Source organism: Leisingera aquaemixtae, from assembly GCF_019801145.1.
In the GTDB taxonomy this organism is placed as follows: domain Bacteria; phylum Pseudomonadota; class Alphaproteobacteria; order Rhodobacterales; family Rhodobacteraceae; genus Leisingera; species Leisingera aquaemixtae_A.
Map to the genome: position 1 here is coordinate 1 of NZ_JAHVJQ010000008.1, position 15,462 is coordinate 15,462.

14 protein-coding genes and 3 pseudogenes are annotated in these 15,462 nt (G+C 59.0%); 8 read left to right on the forward strand and 9 right to left on the reverse strand.

Annotated elements, in window-relative coordinates; all coding sequences use genetic code 11:
- A pseudogene (locus tag KUW17_RS16740) lies at positions 1–846 on the forward strand (hypothetical protein); the annotation flags it as partial.
- 54 nt (positions 847–900) lie between these two features.
- Here KUW17_RS16740 and KUW17_RS23365 read toward each other — a convergent pair.
- A pseudogene (locus KUW17_RS23365) lies at positions 901–1,241 on the reverse strand (integrase core domain-containing protein); the annotation flags it as partial.
- A 199-nt stretch (positions 1,242–1,440) separates the two neighbouring features.
- On the opposite strand from KUW17_RS23365, the gene KUW17_RS23525 reads away from it, so the two are divergent.
- Positions 1,441–1,716: a PilZ domain-containing protein gene (locus KUW17_RS23525; protein ID WP_409996782.1), complete on the forward strand. Its 276-nt coding sequence runs from the start codon at positions 1,441–1,443 to the stop codon at positions 1,714–1,716.
- Positions 1,717–2,020: 304 nt separating this feature from the next.
- On the opposite strand, the pseudogene KUW17_RS16750 reads toward KUW17_RS23525, so the two are convergent.
- The 3 genes and pseudogenes from KUW17_RS16750 to KUW17_RS16760 all read right to left on the reverse strand — a co-directional run.
- A pseudogene (locus tag KUW17_RS16750) lies at positions 2,021–2,251 on the reverse strand (integrase); the annotation flags it as partial.
- Positions 2,252–2,464: 213 nt separating this feature from the next.
- Positions 2,465–2,893 carry a GFA family protein gene (locus KUW17_RS16755; protein WP_222481202.1) on the reverse strand — a complete coding sequence of 143 codons (429 nt, stop codon included), beginning with the start codon at positions 2,891–2,893 and terminating at the stop codon, positions 2,465–2,467.
- A gap of 408 nt (positions 2,894–3,301) precedes the next feature.
- A complete protein-coding gene (locus KUW17_RS16760; RefSeq protein ID WP_222481203.1) occupies positions 3,302–3,811 on the reverse strand; it encodes a TetR/AcrR family transcriptional regulator in 510 nt (169 codons plus the stop codon).
- A gap of 85 nt (positions 3,812–3,896) precedes the next feature.
- On the opposite strand from KUW17_RS16760, the gene KUW17_RS16765 reads away from it, so the two are divergent.
- The 5 genes from KUW17_RS16765 (at position 3,897) to KUW17_RS16785 (ending at position 7,284) form a co-directional block, all read left to right on the forward strand.
- Entirely contained in the window at positions 3,897–4,925 is a 1,029-nt protein-coding gene (locus tag KUW17_RS16765) for an alcohol dehydrogenase family protein (RefSeq protein ID WP_222481206.1), read from the forward strand.
- The gene (locus tag KUW17_RS16770; protein ID WP_222481207.1) at positions 4,922–6,280 is read left to right on the forward strand and encodes an MmgE/PrpD family protein; all 1,359 of its coding nucleotides are present in this window, start codon (positions 4,922–4,924) and stop codon (positions 6,278–6,280) included. The genes KUW17_RS16765 and KUW17_RS16770 overlap by 4 nt, the downstream gene beginning before the upstream one ends.
- A gap of 38 nt (positions 6,281–6,318) precedes the next feature.
- The gene (locus tag KUW17_RS16775; RefSeq protein ID WP_222481208.1) at positions 6,319–6,519 is read left to right on the forward strand and encodes a hypothetical protein; all 201 of its coding nucleotides are present in this window, start codon (positions 6,319–6,321) and stop codon (positions 6,517–6,519) included.
- 36 nt (positions 6,520–6,555) lie between these two features.
- Positions 6,556–6,867, forward strand: coding sequence for a hypothetical protein (locus KUW17_RS16780; RefSeq protein WP_222481209.1), 312 nt, complete (start codon positions 6,556–6,558; stop codon positions 6,865–6,867).
- A 240-nt stretch (positions 6,868–7,107) separates the two neighbouring features.
- On the forward strand, positions 7,108–7,284 hold the full coding sequence (locus tag KUW17_RS16785) for a hypothetical protein (RefSeq protein ID WP_222481210.1): 177 nt from the start codon (positions 7,108–7,110) through the stop codon (positions 7,282–7,284).
- Between the two features lie 10 nt (positions 7,285–7,294).
- Here the strand turns inward: KUW17_RS16785 and KUW17_RS16790 are convergent, their stop codons facing one another.
- From KUW17_RS16790 to KUW17_RS16805, 4 genes are read right to left on the reverse strand one after another with little or no spacing between them, the layout of a single operon-like run.
- Positions 7,295–8,314: a glycosyltransferase gene (locus KUW17_RS16790; protein ID WP_222481212.1), complete on the reverse strand. Its 1,020-nt coding sequence runs from the start codon at positions 8,312–8,314 to the stop codon at positions 7,295–7,297.
- Entirely contained in the window at positions 8,311–9,309 is a 999-nt protein-coding gene (locus KUW17_RS16795; protein ID WP_222481214.1) for a glycosyltransferase family 2 protein, read from the reverse strand. The genes KUW17_RS16790 and KUW17_RS16795 overlap by 4 nt, the downstream gene beginning before the upstream one ends.
- A 20-nt stretch (positions 9,310–9,329) precedes the next feature.
- Positions 9,330–10,253, reverse strand: coding sequence for a glycosyltransferase family 2 protein (locus KUW17_RS16800; protein ID WP_222481216.1), 924 nt, complete (start codon positions 10,251–10,253; stop codon positions 9,330–9,332).
- Positions 10,254–10,256: 3 nt separating this feature from the next.
- Complete coding sequence (locus tag KUW17_RS16805) at positions 10,257–11,492, reverse strand: oligosaccharide flippase family protein (protein ID WP_222481218.1); 1,236 nt, start codon at positions 11,490–11,492, stop codon at positions 10,257–10,259.
- Between the two features lie 201 nt (positions 11,493–11,693).
- Here KUW17_RS16805 and KUW17_RS16810 point away from each other — a divergent pair, with 201 nt between their 5' ends.
- Positions 11,694–12,890, forward strand: a complete 1,197-nt coding sequence (locus KUW17_RS16810) for a polysaccharide biosynthesis/export family protein (protein ID WP_222481220.1) — start codon at positions 11,694–11,696, stop codon at positions 12,888–12,890.
- Here KUW17_RS16810 and KUW17_RS16815 read toward each other — a convergent pair.
- Entirely contained in the window at positions 12,887–15,409 is a 2,523-nt protein-coding gene (locus KUW17_RS16815; RefSeq protein WP_222481222.1) for an ATP-binding protein, read from the reverse strand. The two genes, KUW17_RS16810 and KUW17_RS16815, sit on opposite strands and share 4 nt — an antisense overlap.
- Positions 15,410–15,462: the final 53 nt, after the last annotated feature.

The following is a 15,462-nucleotide window of genomic DNA, read 5'->3' on the forward strand; positions in this document are numbered from 1 at the left end:
CCCGCTGGCGACGGTGGTGAAACTTCGGATCCGGCGGATGAACCCGATGGCGATGGAGGCACTTCGGATCCAGAGGACGAGCTAGCTGGTGACGGTGACACCTTGGACCCGGAGGATGAACCCGCTGGCGGTGACGGTGGCACCTCGGACCCGGAAGACGAGCCCGCTGGCGACGGCGGTGAAACTTCGGAGCCGGAGGATGAGCCCGCTGCCGACGGTGACGGTACCTCGGAGCCGGAGAATGAGCCCGCTGGCGATGGAAACAATGGCCATGGCAACGACGCCGACGGCCATGACGACAGCAACCCAGGGAAGGGGGCCGGAAAGGGCGGAAAATCCGGAAAGGATGATACCGGCGACGGCAACAATGGCCATGGCAACAATGCCGACGGCTATGACGACAGCAACCCTGGGAAGGGGGGCGGAAAGGGTGGAAAATCCGGAAAGGATGATACCGGCGACGGCAACAATGGCCATGGCAACGATGCCGACGGCCATGACGGCAGCAATCCCGGGAAAGGGGCCGGAAAGGGTGGAAAGTCCGGAAAGGATGAAGCTGGCGACGGCAACAACGGCCATGGCAACGACGCTGACGGCCATGACGGCAGCAACCCAGGGAAGGGGGAGAAACCGGAAGAAGATCAAAATTCGGCAAGTTTTCAGTCAGCAGATGAAGAAGCGTTCGAATCCAATGAGAATGAAGACTGGATGGATGCTATCGAAGAAAAAAACTCCGAGAATGTGTCTGAAGATGCAGTAAATTTGTCTGAGGATGCAGAAGGAGCAGTAACATTCGATGATGATTTGGACATCGATATGGATAGTTCGGATGTAATAAATTGGTGATTCTGCTCTGAGCCCAAACCGCGGACCGCCAGAAACTGGATTTCTCCGGCTCTGTTACGATGACGGGCTGGTGACGCCATCGGGATAATGCATGGCAATCGGGACGTTGTTTCCGATTGCGCTGTGGGGGCTGTTCTCATTTTAGTGCCGACGCCAATCCTCCGGCTTTTCCGCATCTTTTGTCTCCTCGTTTGGAGAACAGGCTAACTTCAAAACGCGGACTTTTCAGGGGAGCACGTCAATTCCGCCCGGAGCTTCCTGTTAAACGCCTCAATGAAGCCATTGTCCGTGAGTTTTCCGGGCAGTGAGAAGTCGAGGGTAACGTTCTTGGCGTAGGCCCAGAGGTCGAGATATCGCGAGATGAACTCGCTGCCGGTCCTTACCTCTAAGCCCTTCCCTCAATCTTTCCTTTATGTTTCACCGTTAGGAAAAAATACTAATTGGAAGCAGCAACTTAACCCCGCCAGTTCTGCTCGTGATTCGAGTTCTTCAAGTGCCCTGCGGCTTCTGAATGCCAATAACCCTCTGATCTCAGATGGATAAGAAAGACAAGCCATGCTCAAGCAGTTCGAAGAAACAGAATCTCGTTTACGCATGAAAATCCCTTGCACACTGAACTTTCCAAGCTTCTGCAGCCGGGGCATAACTCTGAACATTAGCTACAGTGGCATGGGTGTTGAACTCGTGGAAGAGAGCCTTCAATTTAATCGCAGAGACCTTCAATCGGTGACAGTTGAGGGAGTTGGGACGTTGGAAGTTCACGTTATTTGGAGGCAAGGTTCTCGGATCGGACTGAAATTCGTTTCCAAACGAATTGCCCGCCCCATTCTGGACGCCTTCTTTACGAAGATCGGCGACTTCCCATTCTAAATAACCTGCTTCAGAGGCAGTCTCTGCTGTCGCATTCAGAGGATCTCCAAATTTCGCAATTGCAGAAATCGCCGCGCGTTCTCCGGGCAGCTCATTTTTTGTCCGATAGGCCGACCTCATAAACAGGCGCTTGGCGGGTCGGAGGATCTGCTTGCCGTTACACCGCAAGGCCGCTTTGGGTGCCGCCCGCATCAGGCACTTAACATGCGCCCGCCAGCCCCCGAGACTCTACTTCGAATTGGCACATAGAAATGGGGCTGGACAGGGTTTTGCTCTGAATGATCGAGGCGCGTTCTTTGACCTAACCAGAGACAAACACATCTGCGACCTTCAGTTTCACTAGGTCGCAACCACGCAATTTGCTGTCTATAGCCAGATTGAAGAGAGCCAGCTCGCGATGGTTCTCCGCGATTTCCAATCGTACACGGATGGCCCAAACATGTTTCGGCATCAATGGACGCTTCTGTCCAACAACCCGCCCCTTGTTCCAGACAGGGCGGCAGGCGCGTATGGCTGGTAGGTTTGCGATAGTCATGGCGGCTCCTCCAATCCGCCACGTTCCGCCGCATCGCCAATCCGTCATTGGCAGTCCAGAGTAACACGATGAAGGCTGGTCTTTTAACGGTTGTAGACGAGCCCTTTGCTGCCCTTGGCCGCTCAGTAGCTCCTCGCATTTGCAGCGCGTCGCGAACGGCGCTAATCAGCCGTTCATTTTGAGCTTGAGATACGTCAAAGGCGCGGCACAAACTTATGAATGGTAGTCACTCAAATCCTCGGGTGCATGAAGCAATGTCCCGTTGTACTTTGTGAGATCATCGTTCATCTGAAGCCAAGACAGCTTGCTCTGGTAATTCACGTGAAAGGTTGGCTTGAAGTCCTCTGGATTTTCCAAGGACGCTGCATATAGGTGCATCCCTCCGGCATAGTGGTCAGCTTCAAAACCAATCGGCGATCCGCAGTCTTTGCAAAAATGCCTAAAAACGCCTTTGGAACTTTCAAGCGTCTTTGGCTCCTTACCTGTCCACTTGAAATTCTTGATCGGTACACCAAGCCAGGCGACAACCGGCGCAGCACAATTTCTGCGGCAATCGTCGCAATGACAGTAGCAGGCCCAAGTCACTTCGCCCTCAAATTCCCACCGCGTTTCTTTGCACAAGCAGTAGCCACGTGTTGCCATTTGTTCCTCCAGCTATCGAACCAAGTAGCAGAAACACCTGACCGGAGTATCGGCTTCCCATTGTCAGGATCTATCGCAAGCTCCCCTACTTCTGCCGGGCAGAATTTGGACTGATTGCATTCTGGATGCGACACGGGCCCAATACCCAAGTTGGGCTCATCATTGCCGCACTTTTCTCCAAGCTGGGGCAGTGTTGAGCCCATTGCGGACCTTCCTGGTGGTATCGAACTTCGCCGATGCAGCAAGACGCAACCAGCGAAAAGCAGACGTTTAGTGGCCGGTTGCCGAAACCTAATGGCGCGGTTCTGGAAGCTCAGGGCGCAGCTCAACCCGTATACATTGGTTGGGCACGCCAAGGTGCGCAAGAAAGGTGACGCGATCAGCCTTCTGCGGCCGCCATTCGCCTGCCTAGAGGCTCTCTGCCAGGCGGTGTGCGCTTTTGACAGCTTCATCGCCGTGAAGCGGCCAGCTTTGGGTTAACCCTTCAAAAATGAGCGAGAGGTCCATCTCACACTCCTCAATGCCGGCAGCCTTGGCTGCCCGGGATGCCACTTCGGTCTTGTGACGCTTCAGCAATTCCTGAAGACGCTCATTTTGCGGGGCGGCTGCAACGGCAGCATGAAACAGGCACCCGCGGGGCGCCTCCTGCGCCATCCATTGCGCAATCCGGCCGATGATCTCAGAGCGCACGCTGGGGCCGGTGCCTGGCAGGTCCCTGAAGATGTGCTCCAAATAGCGGTGGTGGCGGTGCTCCAGCGCGCGCAGGACCATCTCTTCGCGCGACGGCGTGTATTTGTAGAGCGTGCGCATGCTGACCCCGGCTGCCTCCCGCAGGGTTTCAACGGCCGGTTCGGCAAATCCGAATTCGACAAAGGCCCGTTCCAGGCCGGCAGCAATTTTGGTGGCGGTATCCGTCATGCTTGACCGTGTAGAATGTTTATTCTACCAAGGCAAGTAGAATGATGATTCTACATGAAGGCGGATGTGTATGCTGAGCAAAAGAATGAGCGGTGTCGTGCTGACCGGCCATGGCGGGCCGGAGATGCTGGAATGGCGGGATGACCTGCCAGTGCCCCGCCCGGGATCGCGGGATGTGCTTGTGCGGGTGCGTGCGGCGGCAGTGAACAACACCGATATCAACACGCGGATCGCCTGGTATTCGAAGGGGGATGGTGAGGCAGACGACGCAAGCTGGTCAGGAAAGCCTTTGGAGTTTCCCCGCATTCAGGGTGCGGACGTCTGCGGGGAGATTACTGCCGTCGGCGCGGAGGTTGATCGCGCCAGGATCGGAGAGCGGGTTCTGATCGAGCCATGCATCCGCGAGGCGGATGGAGGCGTACTGAAAACACCCTGGTACTTCGGTTCGGAGTGCGACGGCGGCTTTGCGCAGTATGCTCGTGTCGCCAGCCACCATGCCCACCGTATCAACAGCAGTCTTACAGATTCTGAGCTTGCCTCCTTCCCCTGCTCCTATTCGACGGCAGAAAACATGCTGACCCGGGCAAATGTCCGGTCCGGCGAAACTGTTCTGGTTACCGGCGCTTCAGGGGGCGTAGGCTCGGCCGCCGTGCAGTTGGCCCGCGCGCGCGGTGCGACCGTTATTGCTGTGACCAGCCCTGCAAAGGCCGAAGCTCTGCGTGAGCTTGGCGCCGCAAGAACGCTCGGCCGGAACGACGATCTGCTTGCGGAACTCGGAGCCGGTAGCGTCGACGTGGTGATTGACCTGGTGGCAGGGCCGCAGTGGCCGGCCTTGCTGGATGTGATGCGCCCGGGCGGGCGCTATTCCGTGGCGGGCGCTATCGGCGGCCACATGGTCGATTTGGATGTGCGTACACTCTATCTGAAGGATCTTAGCTTCTTCGGCTGCACGGTGCTGGAACCCGATGTCTTCAGCAATCTGGTCGGCCGTATCGAACGCGGCGAAATCAAGCCGCTTGTTGCGGAAACCTACGCTCTGCAAGACATTGGCAAGGCGCAGGAAAGTTTTGGCCAAAAGGGCCACACCGGCAAAATCGTCCTTAAGGTGTCATGATGGAGAAAGACATTTCCGCCCCGGGTTTCATCCACGGGCTGCGTGCGGCTTCCGTTCCCGCGGATGTGCTGCAGATGGCCAGGCGGTGCTTTGTGGACACTTTAGCGGTCTGGGCGGCGGGAATGCAGACTGAAGCCAGCCGGATAGCACGCAACCACGCGGCAAAGCGCTATCCGGGCACATTGCCGTTGCCGTTCGACGGCCGCCGGGTGAATCCGGTCGGCCTGGCCTTTTCCGGGGCGGCAAGCATTGACGCACTTGATGCCCATGATGGCCATCAAGTGTGCAAGGGCCATGCCAGTGTTGCTCTGGTGCCTGCGCTGATGGCCGAACTGGGCACCGGCAGCTGCACGCTTGAGGAGTTTCTGTGCCATCTGATCGTGGGCGAGGAAATCGCTTTACGGGCTGCGCTGTCGCTCCATGCAACTGCGCCCGATTATCACTCGTCAGGGGCCTGGAACGCCTTGGGTTGCGCTGCCATCGCCTGCCGTTTGCGGGGGCTGACACGGGAACAAACAGGTGAAGCGCTTGGTATCGCCGAATACTATGGCCCGCGTGCGCCGATGATGCGCTGCATCGACCATCCGGCCATGGTGAAGGACAGCAGCAGCTGGGGGGCGTTGACCGGCATCTCTGCCGCTGATTTGGCTGAAGACGGCTTCACCGGCGCACCTGCCCTGACTGTTGAAGCCCCGGAAGTGGCAGATATCTGGAGCGACCTCGGCAGCCGCTGGCGTATCCTTGAGAACAACTTCAAGGCTTTTCCCGTCTGCCGTTGGGCCCATCCGCCAATTGAAGCTGCCCTGTCACTGGTGCGCGCCAGAGAGATCCCACTGGACGAGATCGCCGGCATCACCGTATCCACTTTTCACGAGGCAACCAGGCTGACCGCAAACCGCCCCGCCGACAGCGACACGGCTCAGTACAGCTTGCCTCTTGCCGTCGCTTTGGCCCTGCGTTTTGGCACGATCCTGCCAGAACATCTATCGCCGGACCTCTACGATAGTCCGGACATCTGGCGCCTTGCAGATCTGGTCAGTTTCGAAGAGTGCGAGGCTTTCAATGAGGCCTTCCCGGCTGAGCGTTATGCCAAGGTGACTTTGGAATTGAAGAATGGCGGGCAGTTCACTTCTGAAACCAAAGCCGCGCGCGGCAACCATGACGCGCCGCTGACGGATCAGGAACTGATCGAAAAACTTGAGCTTTACACCTCACCCGTTTGCAGCCCTGAAACGCGGGCAAGCTTGGCAAGCATCTTGACGGATCCTGCCAACGCGCCTTCTCCTGAAGAAATAGTCGTTCTCTTGCAGACGTCGCAATCAGGCGGGACAAACCTCATCGGGCCATCATTATAGGGCACAACCGGAACCGCGCCGCAAAAAGGGAAAAAATCATGCTGCAGAAAGCCTTGGAAGACCTGGTCCGGCGGATCCGGCGGGCCGCGGCATCCGAGGATCACGTATCGGCCATTCGTGCTGTGCTGCAAGACAGCCAGGCGCAAAGAGAGAAACTGGCTGATGCTATCGCAGCTCTTGAAGACGACGAGGTGATGGTCTTCGAGGATAAGTCCTGCTCGATCTGGACCTGCCGCTAATCTGCGGATGTTGTCTTTGCTCCGCACGAACATCGCATGGGCGTGCATATCGCTGTTTACCGCGGCACAGAAGTCGAAGTGCTCTATAAGCGTGAGCCCGGCAAGATGCGCCACGGCGGCAACTGTCTGGTAAAGGCCGGCGATGTGGTGCGGCTTGGAACGGAAGCCATCCATGCCATCACGGCGGACGGCAGCGGGCAGAGCCATGCTATCCATGTCTACGAAGGTCCGCTGACCCAAATTGATCGTTCGCTGTTTGACTGGACCACTGGTGCAAAAGTCGAATTCAGCATGGAAAACTTCCACGCCATGGCGCGCCGCAAGACCAGCATGACTGAATTCAGCTGATTCAGCGCCGGGAAGAGCCCATTTTACCGATCTAGCAGTTACAGCAATTTGCAGTTGCAGCGGAATTGCGCGAGTTATGCCGACCCAAAGCTGATTTTGAGGGAGGCCAGCAACTGTTGCACGGCGGCCTGCAAAACCCGACCTTGCTCCACTACGGGGCACGATTAAAACTGAGGTCAGGCGACTAGGAATAGACAGCCTATAACCGAATTTCAGCGTGGGACTTCTAAGAAATCGGGCATGTACACAGTTTATGCATCGGCCAGAGGAGTTTCGCTGAGCAAGTCGATGAATGTGGGCAGCACCCTTCAGGCTGGCGCGCCGCCTGTAGGTCCGCAGGCTCAATTCTTCGGAAACCGAGAAAAACATGTCGGCAAGATCAAAGCTAAAGAAGCGTTCTCAGATCCGTGCAGCTAAATCTCGGCACTCAGAATACACAGCCCGCTGGTGAACTGCCTCTCTGTGAAGCGATGCCAGGAGACAAACACAGCGATTTCCAACAGTCGGAAAAATATCTTTCGTAGTTATGAGCGTGCCCCAGCCCGCGGGGGCGCGGCGGTGCTGCAAAAAGCTCCTCTAGTGCGCTCTGCCAGGGTTTAAATCCTGCGCCGTCAACCAGTGCGGCTCCATGGGACAAGTGATCCGTAAGTCCATCGACGTTGCTGACAAGCAGCCTGCGTCCCGCTGCCAGGGTTTCAATCGCAACCAGCCCGTAGGCCTCCCATCGCGAGGGCATCATTACCGCGTCAAGACCAGCCATGGCCGCCACCGGGTTGGAAGAAAAGCCTTTGAAATGTATGCGGGGATCACCGGCGGCAAGGTCGCGGAGCAACCTCTCCTCCGACCCCTGACCATAGATATGAAGGGCAATGCCGGGGTCGCTGAGTTCGCGGAAAGCCTTGATCAGGATATCAAACCCCTTCTGCGGTTCCAGCCGTCCAATGGCACCGATTGTCTTCACCGCGCCCTCTGACGGTGCCAGTTCTCGGAAAGCAGACAGATCAACGCAGGAGGGAATGACATGCATAGCGTCCGGCCGAACGAAACCCTCATCCCTCAGCCACTGCCCCTGTGCGGCACTCACGGCAACGACATTGTGGAACAGGGCATATGAAAGCTTGAGGAGAGCGCTGAACCGCCGTTTCCGTCTTACATTCAGAACTGTAAAGCATTTGGTGTAACTGTGCTCGACATGAATAAGGCGTGCTGCGGGGTTCAAGACACGCAAGGCGGCCAGCAAGGGTAGAAGGCGCCAGCTGATCGCAAGATGCGAAATGATCACATCCGCTTCCAGCCGCCCCACGGAATGCCTGTTCCGTTTCACCTCCAGCAAGCTGTGATCAGCCTCGCGCGTAAGATCAGGCGTTGTCATCATGTGACTGATGACGCGCATCACTCCGCCTGCAGTGGTGTCATCAACCAAGTGGGTTACGCGGATAACGGTCATGACATGGCCTCGGTTCGGTGTGCCCGTGCGGTCAGGTCCATTGTTTTTCGCAGAACCTTCGGCCCGGTCACGGCAAGCAGCGCAGTCGCCGCCAGGGTTGCCCCGGACTTCAACGGCTCCTCCCAAAGCGGCTGAAGGGAACAGGCAAGCCATCCCTTGACAAGATGCACAGCGCGGCGGCTGTCCAGATCGCTGATGGCGCGCCGGTTGAGGTAGCGGAGCTGATATGCCCGCGCCACTCCTGTTTCTTCCGCAAAAAACTTGGGGTTGATCTGTGACAGCTTGCGAACCATCCGCTCCCAGGCGGCAAGCTGGTGGTCTGTCGCCGCCGAAAGCCCGCCTGAATTGATCCGGTAGCGTGTGAGCAGGCCCGGGATCCCTTCGAATGCCCAGTTGGTCGTCAAGGCAATCCGCAGCCAGCATTCGATGTCCTCGGATTGGCGGAAAGTTTCGTCGAAATACCAGTCGCGCTCAGACTCGGACCGGGGCCGGAAGGCGATTTCGTCAAGCACTGCCCGCCGGATCACGGCCGCAGATCCGTTTCCGACCGGGTTGCGCTTGAAAATGTGTTTGGCATCGATGTTTTGCAGCCGCGGCCGCTGCGCCTGGCCCGTAAGGGTGCCATCTTCCGAGATGAACGCAGATCCGGCATAGCTTATGCCTACATGGGGCTTGGCCTCCAGATGGCTGATATGGCGGGCCAGCTTTTCCGGCTCCCACAGGTCATCTGCGTCGCAAAACGCCACAACATCGCTCTGTGCGCCAGCAATACCCGAGTTGCGCGCTCCAGCAAGGCCGCGGTTTTTCTGGTGAACCACGCGAAAGCGCGGGTCGCTGCAGAAGCCCGCAGCAATTGCGGCTGTTGAGTCTGTGGAGCCGTCATTGACCACAATGACCTCAAACTCCGTACAGGTTTGCCTCTGCAAGGAAAGAAGAGTGTCAGCGAGCGTTGTCTCGGCGTTGAAAGCAGGAACGACAATTGATGTGAAGGCCATGGTTGTGAACCTCGAGAAAGTTAACGGGAAAACAGGTTCCGGCGCAGCGGCCGGGGCAGGAACGGTGCCAGCAGTGAGCCGGCCAATGTCAGGCCGCCCCTGCGGAACGGGGAGAAAAATCCGCGCGGGCTTTTGAGAATGCCGGACGCAGCTTGTTTCAGCGCATAAGCCGGAGCCCCATTCAGACGAAGCGCCCGACGGGCAAGGTAGCGGTGGTGAATCGCATGAGAGGCGGCGCTTGGAACCACGCCAAAACCGGCGGCGGTTGCAATTGCCTGTTCACGGCCTGCCCGCATTGCCTCAAGATCCGCCGACAATCCTTCAACGGAAGTGCGGTAGTAGGTATGCAGGCTGTCAATTCCGCTCACCCGCGCGCAACCGCCAACCAGGCGGATCAGCCACTCCAGGTCTTCGTTGTGGACCATTGCCTCGTCAAAGCCGCCGGTCGCCGCAAAGACCCTGCGCCGCACGGCAAAGTTCGACATGGTGCAGACCGGGTTTTCCCCCAGCAGCATGGCGATAGTCAGATCCTGCACGGGAACTGTTGAAAACACGCGTGCATTGGCCGGGTTGGCGCGGAAGAAACCGATCCGTCCATAGGCACCATCGACGGCCCCCTGCCGGAAGCTCGCTCGGAGCTGCGACAGCTTATCCCGGTGCCAGATGTCGTCCGCATCGCAAAACGCAATCACATCACCGCAGGCGTGTTCCATTGCGCCGAAATTGCGGGCCGCACTGGGGCCTTTCCCGGGGTTGCGGACCAGCCGGATCCGGGCATCGGCAGCGGCAGCGGCCCGCACCAGGGTGCGGGTCTCATCCATTGAACCGTCATCAACCACAACCGCCTCCCAATCGGCGCAGGTTTGCGCCTGGAGCCCGGCCAGGGTTTCCCGGATCGTGGCGGCAGCGTTGAAGCTGGGAATGACTGCGGAGAAATACGGCATGTCTCAAACCTCTGCGGTGCGGTGGCGGAAGGCCATGGAAAGGGTTGGCAGCGATGCGCCCGTCATCATCAGCGCTGCGACTGCGGCATAGCCGGCGGCAACGACTGTCAGGCCGTAGGGCGCAAGCAGGCAGGTGTTCAGTATCAGCGCCCCGGTGGTGGCGAGCGTGACCCGGAATTCCTGCCCTGGCCGGCCGTTTGCCCGCAGCCAGCCCGCGGTTGCGGACCACAGCGTGGTCGGGATCGCAACCAGGCACAGGATCGACACAACACCTTCGATGCCTGCCCAGCCCGCCCCGAAAAGGACCGGGACATAGAGCGGGGCCAGCAGCGACTGCGCGATGACAGCCGGTGCGATGATCCCGATTGCCAGCAGCACGCTTTGGCGCAGCGCCTGCAGCTTGTCCGCGCTGGCACAGAGATGCGGGAACAGAACGGTGGAGAAAGCCACGGTGAAGGAGTTGGAAAGGCTGAGACCGGCATTGAAGGCCATGAAATAGAGGCCAAGCGTCTCTGCCCCCATCAGGGCGCCCACGATAACCTTGTCGGCCTGCAGGCGCAGCGCCTTGACCAGTTCGACGCCCAGCACCGCCCATCCATAGGTTAGGAACGGGCGCAGCGGTGCAAAGCCTTGGGACGGGTCGGGGCTCCAGGGATGCAGGCGGCGCATTGCGACCAGCCAGAACGGCGCTGTCAGCAGGCGCGGCAGCACCAGCACGAGAGCGGACGGCCAAAGCAGCGCCAGCACCACCGACATCAGGTTTGACGCCACGATCTGCGTGCCCGAAATGGCGGCAGTCTGGCGCAGCTTTCCTGCCCGCATGGCGAGGCCTGCCTGCACCAGCCCGGCGGGCATGAACAGGTATTCACCCGCCAGAATGAGGATCAGCGCCAGCAGCATACCGCTGCCGCCGCTGGCATAAAGCACAAGCCCCGCCAGCGACTGGAACAGGAACAATCCGATGCACCAGACCCAGAAAATACGTTGCGCGGTGGCACAGGTCTGCTGCAGCTGAGCCTGCGGGGCCGCGATGATCTTTTGAATGACGCCGTTTTCCGTCAGCGATTTGACGATATCGGCCGCCGCCAGGGCTGCCGCTGCAATGCCGATCTGATCCAGGTCGAGCGTGCGCGCCACCGCGACAACCACCAGAAGCCGCGAAACCTTTGCAGCCGCCTCAGACGCACCGTAGGCAAAGAGGTTCTTTGCGAAGGAGGGAATTTGCAAGGTGCGGGGCATCGGGACCTGTCCATAGAGCTGTTGGATCAAGTCATAGCGGGCTGGAGAACCTGCTGTCCCTTGCCCCCAGGGACAGGGCAATGGTGCAACAGAACTGTTCCATATCCGAAAGGATAGCGCTGCGATATCAACGGGCTCTCGACCGCTGTGGCCGAATTCCGTATCACCAGTACAACCCGCAGTGATCCCGCGAGCAGTTCAATGAAGAAACCCCTCAGAAATGGAACGGCAATTCTGGCGATCTTGTCTTTGAGCGGCTGCGCGCAGATCGACCCGCCTGACAACCTGGAGCCGGTTGCCTCTGGTGACGGGTATCAGGCGCAATACCGTGAACCGGAGGTGTCCCGTAGCGAAGCCGGTTTTCTGCAGTCTCAGACAATGAACGAGTCCAGGTGCCGCCCCGCCGCCGGCGGAACCGGCGGCAAGGGCGCTGGAACAGCGCAGGCTGCGTTGGCAGGCGAGCGGTTCACCCGTAATGACCTGGTGAACGTGCGTGTCGGCGATGATGAGACCTTCAATGGCGACTACGTCATCTCGCGGGATGGCACGCTGAAGCTTCCCTTCCTTTCACCGATCCGTGCGCAGGGCCGAACGGCCATCCAGATCGAGGAGGACATTGCCGCGAAACTGATCGCCGAAGACTTCTACTCTGACCGGCCGCGGCTGTCGGTCCGGGCAGCTGATTTTGCCTCGGTCACGGTCGGTGTTTCAGGAGCCGTCTTTGAGCCTAAAGCCGTAGAAATCGGCGGTGTTCCAGGTGACGAAGTGGATTCCCGCAGGCAGGGCGCACTGGGGGCCTCGACCGAAGCGCGCAACCTGTCTGCCGCATTGCGTGCGGCCGGCGGTGTACGCCCGGATGCGGACATTTCGGCAGTCGAGGTGCGGCGCGGCAGCAGCCTCTACCTGCTGGACATGCGCGGAGTGTTCGACGGCCAGAATGCGGTCGATATCATGCTGCTGACAGGCGATCAGGTGCATGTACCCAGCCGCGGGTGCTTCCAGGAAGACCTGATGCGGCCCAGCCCCATCAGTCCGCCGGGGGTGACACTGTTCTTGTCGAACCTCACCCAGCCGGCAGCCGGCAATGCGCTCGCTGCCATTGGCCGCGAGGTGCGCGAGTTTCCCTATGGCACACGGTACCTGCAGGCGGTGGTGGACACCAACTGCGTGGGCGGCGCCCGCGCCACCAGCGCCAACCGCTCTTCCGTCCTGTTCTCCCGCAATCCGGTCACACAGGTGTCTGTCGTCATCGAGCGGAGGATCGAAGATCTGCTGCGGCGCGCTGACAGGGACGACTATGACCCCTTCCTCCTGCCAGGGGATTCCATTGCCTGCTATGACAGCACAATCACCAACCTGGGTGAGGTCGGCAGGCTCATTGGCGCCTTCAACTACTAAAACAGATTGAGCACCGGCTTGGTGGAGGTCCAGGCATTTCTTAACGGGCTCAGCGCGTCTTCTGCCGCTTGACGTTCCTGGCTGAGCGCCGCTTTCTCGAGACGGATCAGCGCACTGCGAAGCTCCGGAAGCCCGAAGGTTGCGGCGCTGCCGGCAATCCAGTGGGCTTCGACTGCGGTTTCGTTCGCAGCCAAATCCTGCCCGTTCTCAAGGCTTTTGAGGAAGGCTTCCATTTCAGCTGCAAAGCGGTTCAGGAGGGGTTTCAACGCCTCGGCACCAACCGTTTCTTCCAGTTCGATTAGCTGCTGCGACCGCAGCGCAGCACCTTCCGGTGCTGGCGGAGCCGGGGAAGGGTGGTCTGCAATCAATTGCAACAGGCCTTCACGCGTCAAAGGTTTGGTCAGCACATCATTCATACCGTCCTTCAGAAAGGCTTCCTGCTCCTCTGCCATTGCGTTTGCGGTCACGGCAATTATCGGCGCGCGCGCTGACGCGCCACCGCCTTTCCGGATCGCCCGCGCGGCGCTGCGCCCGTCCATGACCGGCATGCTGATGTCCATTAGGATCAGGTCAAAACCTGTTTCTTCTGCCATCTCGACCGCTTCCCGGCCGTTGTGCGCTTCGGTCACAAAATGCCCCTGTGCTGTCAGCATCTCCCGGGCGACATGGCGGTTGATCTCGTTGTCTTCCACCAGCAGGACATTTGCCCGCTTCCTGGCGGGCGCAGTAAACTGGGCCTCCCCCTTCGGCTCAGGCGCCGCAATGGCCTGAACAGGGAAGCTGATAGTGAAGACACTACCTTCTCCTGGAGTGCTTTCGACAGTGATGCGTCCACCCAGCGCTTTCACAAACCGCTGGGCAATCCCCAGACCCAGCCCGGTTCCCCCGACTTCCCGGTCATAGGAGCTGTCTCCGGTCGCGAAATCATCGAAGATATGCGGCAGCAGGCCCGGATCGATACCTATACCTGTATCCCGCACCGAAATGCGCAGGATGGTCTTTCCCTCTTCAGCGGCACTGGCCTGAGCGGTGATGGAGATCCGCCCGTCTTTCGTGAACTTGACTGCATTGCCGACGATGTTCATCAGAATATGCTGAATGCGGTCCCGATCCGCGTGAACCCAGTTGAGCGGTGCCCCTGTCCAGCCCCACTCCAAAGTGCTGCCGTTGCCCGCCGCAGCACCGCTTAGACTGTCCACGATGTCCTTCAGCAAAGTGCTGATATTCATGTCTACCGTGTGCAGCCGCAGTTTGCCCGCGTCGAATTTGGTAATGTCCAGAACATCCGAAATATGGCTCATCAGCAGTTTGCCGGACGTCTGCATGTTTCGGATGTAGCGCGATTGCCGCGTGCTGAGCCGTGTTTCCTCCAGCAGTGTCAGATTGCCCAGCAGCCCATTCAGCGGCGTACGGATCTCATGGCTCATGGTGGCCAGGAAATCGGTTTTGGCTTTCTCGCCGGCCATGGCACGGTCGCGGGCCAGAACAAGTTCGGCCTCTGCCTGCACCTGATGGGAGATGTCGCGCAGGAAAGCGATGAAGACCTCCCCGTCTTTGGTGTCCGCTGACTGGATGGCAAGCTCCACGGGGAAAACTTCGCCGTTCGCCCGCTTTGCCTCAAGCTTGAAACGCCCGCTTCCCACGACACGCTTTTCGCCGGTTTTGCGCAGGCGGGCCATGCCGGCCTCATGCGCAGCCCTGTGGTGATCGGGCACAATCAGCTCGCCCAGATCACAACCCACTGCGTCTTTGGCAGAATGACCGAAAATCTGTTCGGCGGCAGCGTTGAAATCCACGATACGCCCCGACGTATCGGCTACGACCACCGCATCAAGGGCCGTACTTGTCACGATGTTCATGCGCTCACTGGCTTCTAGGGCTTGGGTGCGGCGCCGCACGTTCTGCACATTCAAAAATGCAAGATAGCAAGCCAGTATAGCCAAGGCGGCAACCAGCACAGCAATCGCAGCAGCCAGCTGCATCAAGGTTCCAGACAGGGCGTTGCGCCGACTATCGGACTCCTCGGCAAAATAATTGAGACCGGAAACGGAGAGGCTGCGGACATCCGGGCGGATTGCCTCCGATTGCGCCTTGAGGGCGGGCAAGGCTTCCTGCAACGCGCTTGTTCCACTGTCAATGTCAGGCACTACCGCTTCCAGGTAGGCACCTACTGTTGCCAGATTGTCCGCAAACTCCGGCACTTCACGCAAATCGCTGTAAATAGACGCCTGCCGCAGCGTCCGGATGCGGCTGAAGAAAACATCAAACCGCCTCCGGAGGCTGCGAACGTCCGGTGCCTCCTCCAGCTGCGCCTGCGACAGCGCCAGGTCAAACTGAAGAAACTCCACTTCCGTCTGGGACAAAGTCCATTGAATGTTGTCGGAACTGGCGGAATTCAGCCGCGTGATGTCGCGGGAAACGTTGAACGCGAGCAAGGCAATGGCTGCAAAACCCATCATCGCAGGAAAACCAAATGCGGCCAGCCGCAACCAGATCTTGCTCCGTTTTCTGCCGGCCATTGCCATTACCCTCATAAGCGGGCAGCCAGGCGAACGAGTGCTCTTTCGGGCGG

Coding starts and splice junctions, on each gene's coding strand:
- KUW17_RS23525 (WP_409996782.1), top strand. CDS start 1,441: ATGAAAATCCCTTGCACACTGAACTTTCCAAGCTTCTGCAGCCGGGGC.
- KUW17_RS16755 (WP_222481202.1), bottom strand. CDS start 2,893: ATGGCAACACGTGGCTACTGCTTGTGCAAAGAAACGCGGTGGGAATTT.
- KUW17_RS16760 (WP_222481203.1), bottom strand. CDS start 3,811: ATGACGGATACCGCCACCAAAATTGCTGCCGGCCTGGAACGGGCCTTT.
- KUW17_RS16765 (WP_222481206.1), top strand. CDS start 3,897: ATGAGCGGTGTCGTGCTGACCGGCCATGGCGGGCCGGAGATGCTGGAA.
- KUW17_RS16770 (WP_222481207.1), top strand. CDS start 4,922: ATGATGGAGAAAGACATTTCCGCCCCGGGTTTCATCCACGGGCTGCGT.
- KUW17_RS16775 (WP_222481208.1), top strand. CDS start 6,319: ATGCTGCAGAAAGCCTTGGAAGACCTGGTCCGGCGGATCCGGCGGGCC.
- KUW17_RS16780 (WP_222481209.1), top strand. CDS start 6,556: ATGGGCGTGCATATCGCTGTTTACCGCGGCACAGAAGTCGAAGTGCTC.
- KUW17_RS16785 (WP_222481210.1), top strand. CDS start 7,108: ATGTACACAGTTTATGCATCGGCCAGAGGAGTTTCGCTGAGCAAGTCG.
- KUW17_RS16790 (WP_222481212.1), bottom strand. CDS start 8,314: ATGACCGTTATCCGCGTAACCCACTTGGTTGATGACACCACTGCAGGC.
- KUW17_RS16795 (WP_222481214.1), bottom strand. CDS start 9,309: ATGGCCTTCACATCAATTGTCGTTCCTGCTTTCAACGCCGAGACAACG.
- KUW17_RS16800 (WP_222481216.1), bottom strand. CDS start 10,253: ATGCCGTATTTCTCCGCAGTCATTCCCAGCTTCAACGCTGCCGCCACG.
- KUW17_RS16805 (WP_222481218.1), bottom strand. CDS start 11,492: ATGCCCCGCACCTTGCAAATTCCCTCCTTCGCAAAGAACCTCTTTGCC.
- KUW17_RS16810 (WP_222481220.1), top strand. CDS start 11,694: ATGAAGAAACCCCTCAGAAATGGAACGGCAATTCTGGCGATCTTGTCT.
- KUW17_RS16815 (WP_222481222.1), bottom strand. CDS start 15,409: ATGGCCGGCAGAAAACGGAGCAAGATCTGGTTGCGGCTGGCCGCATTT.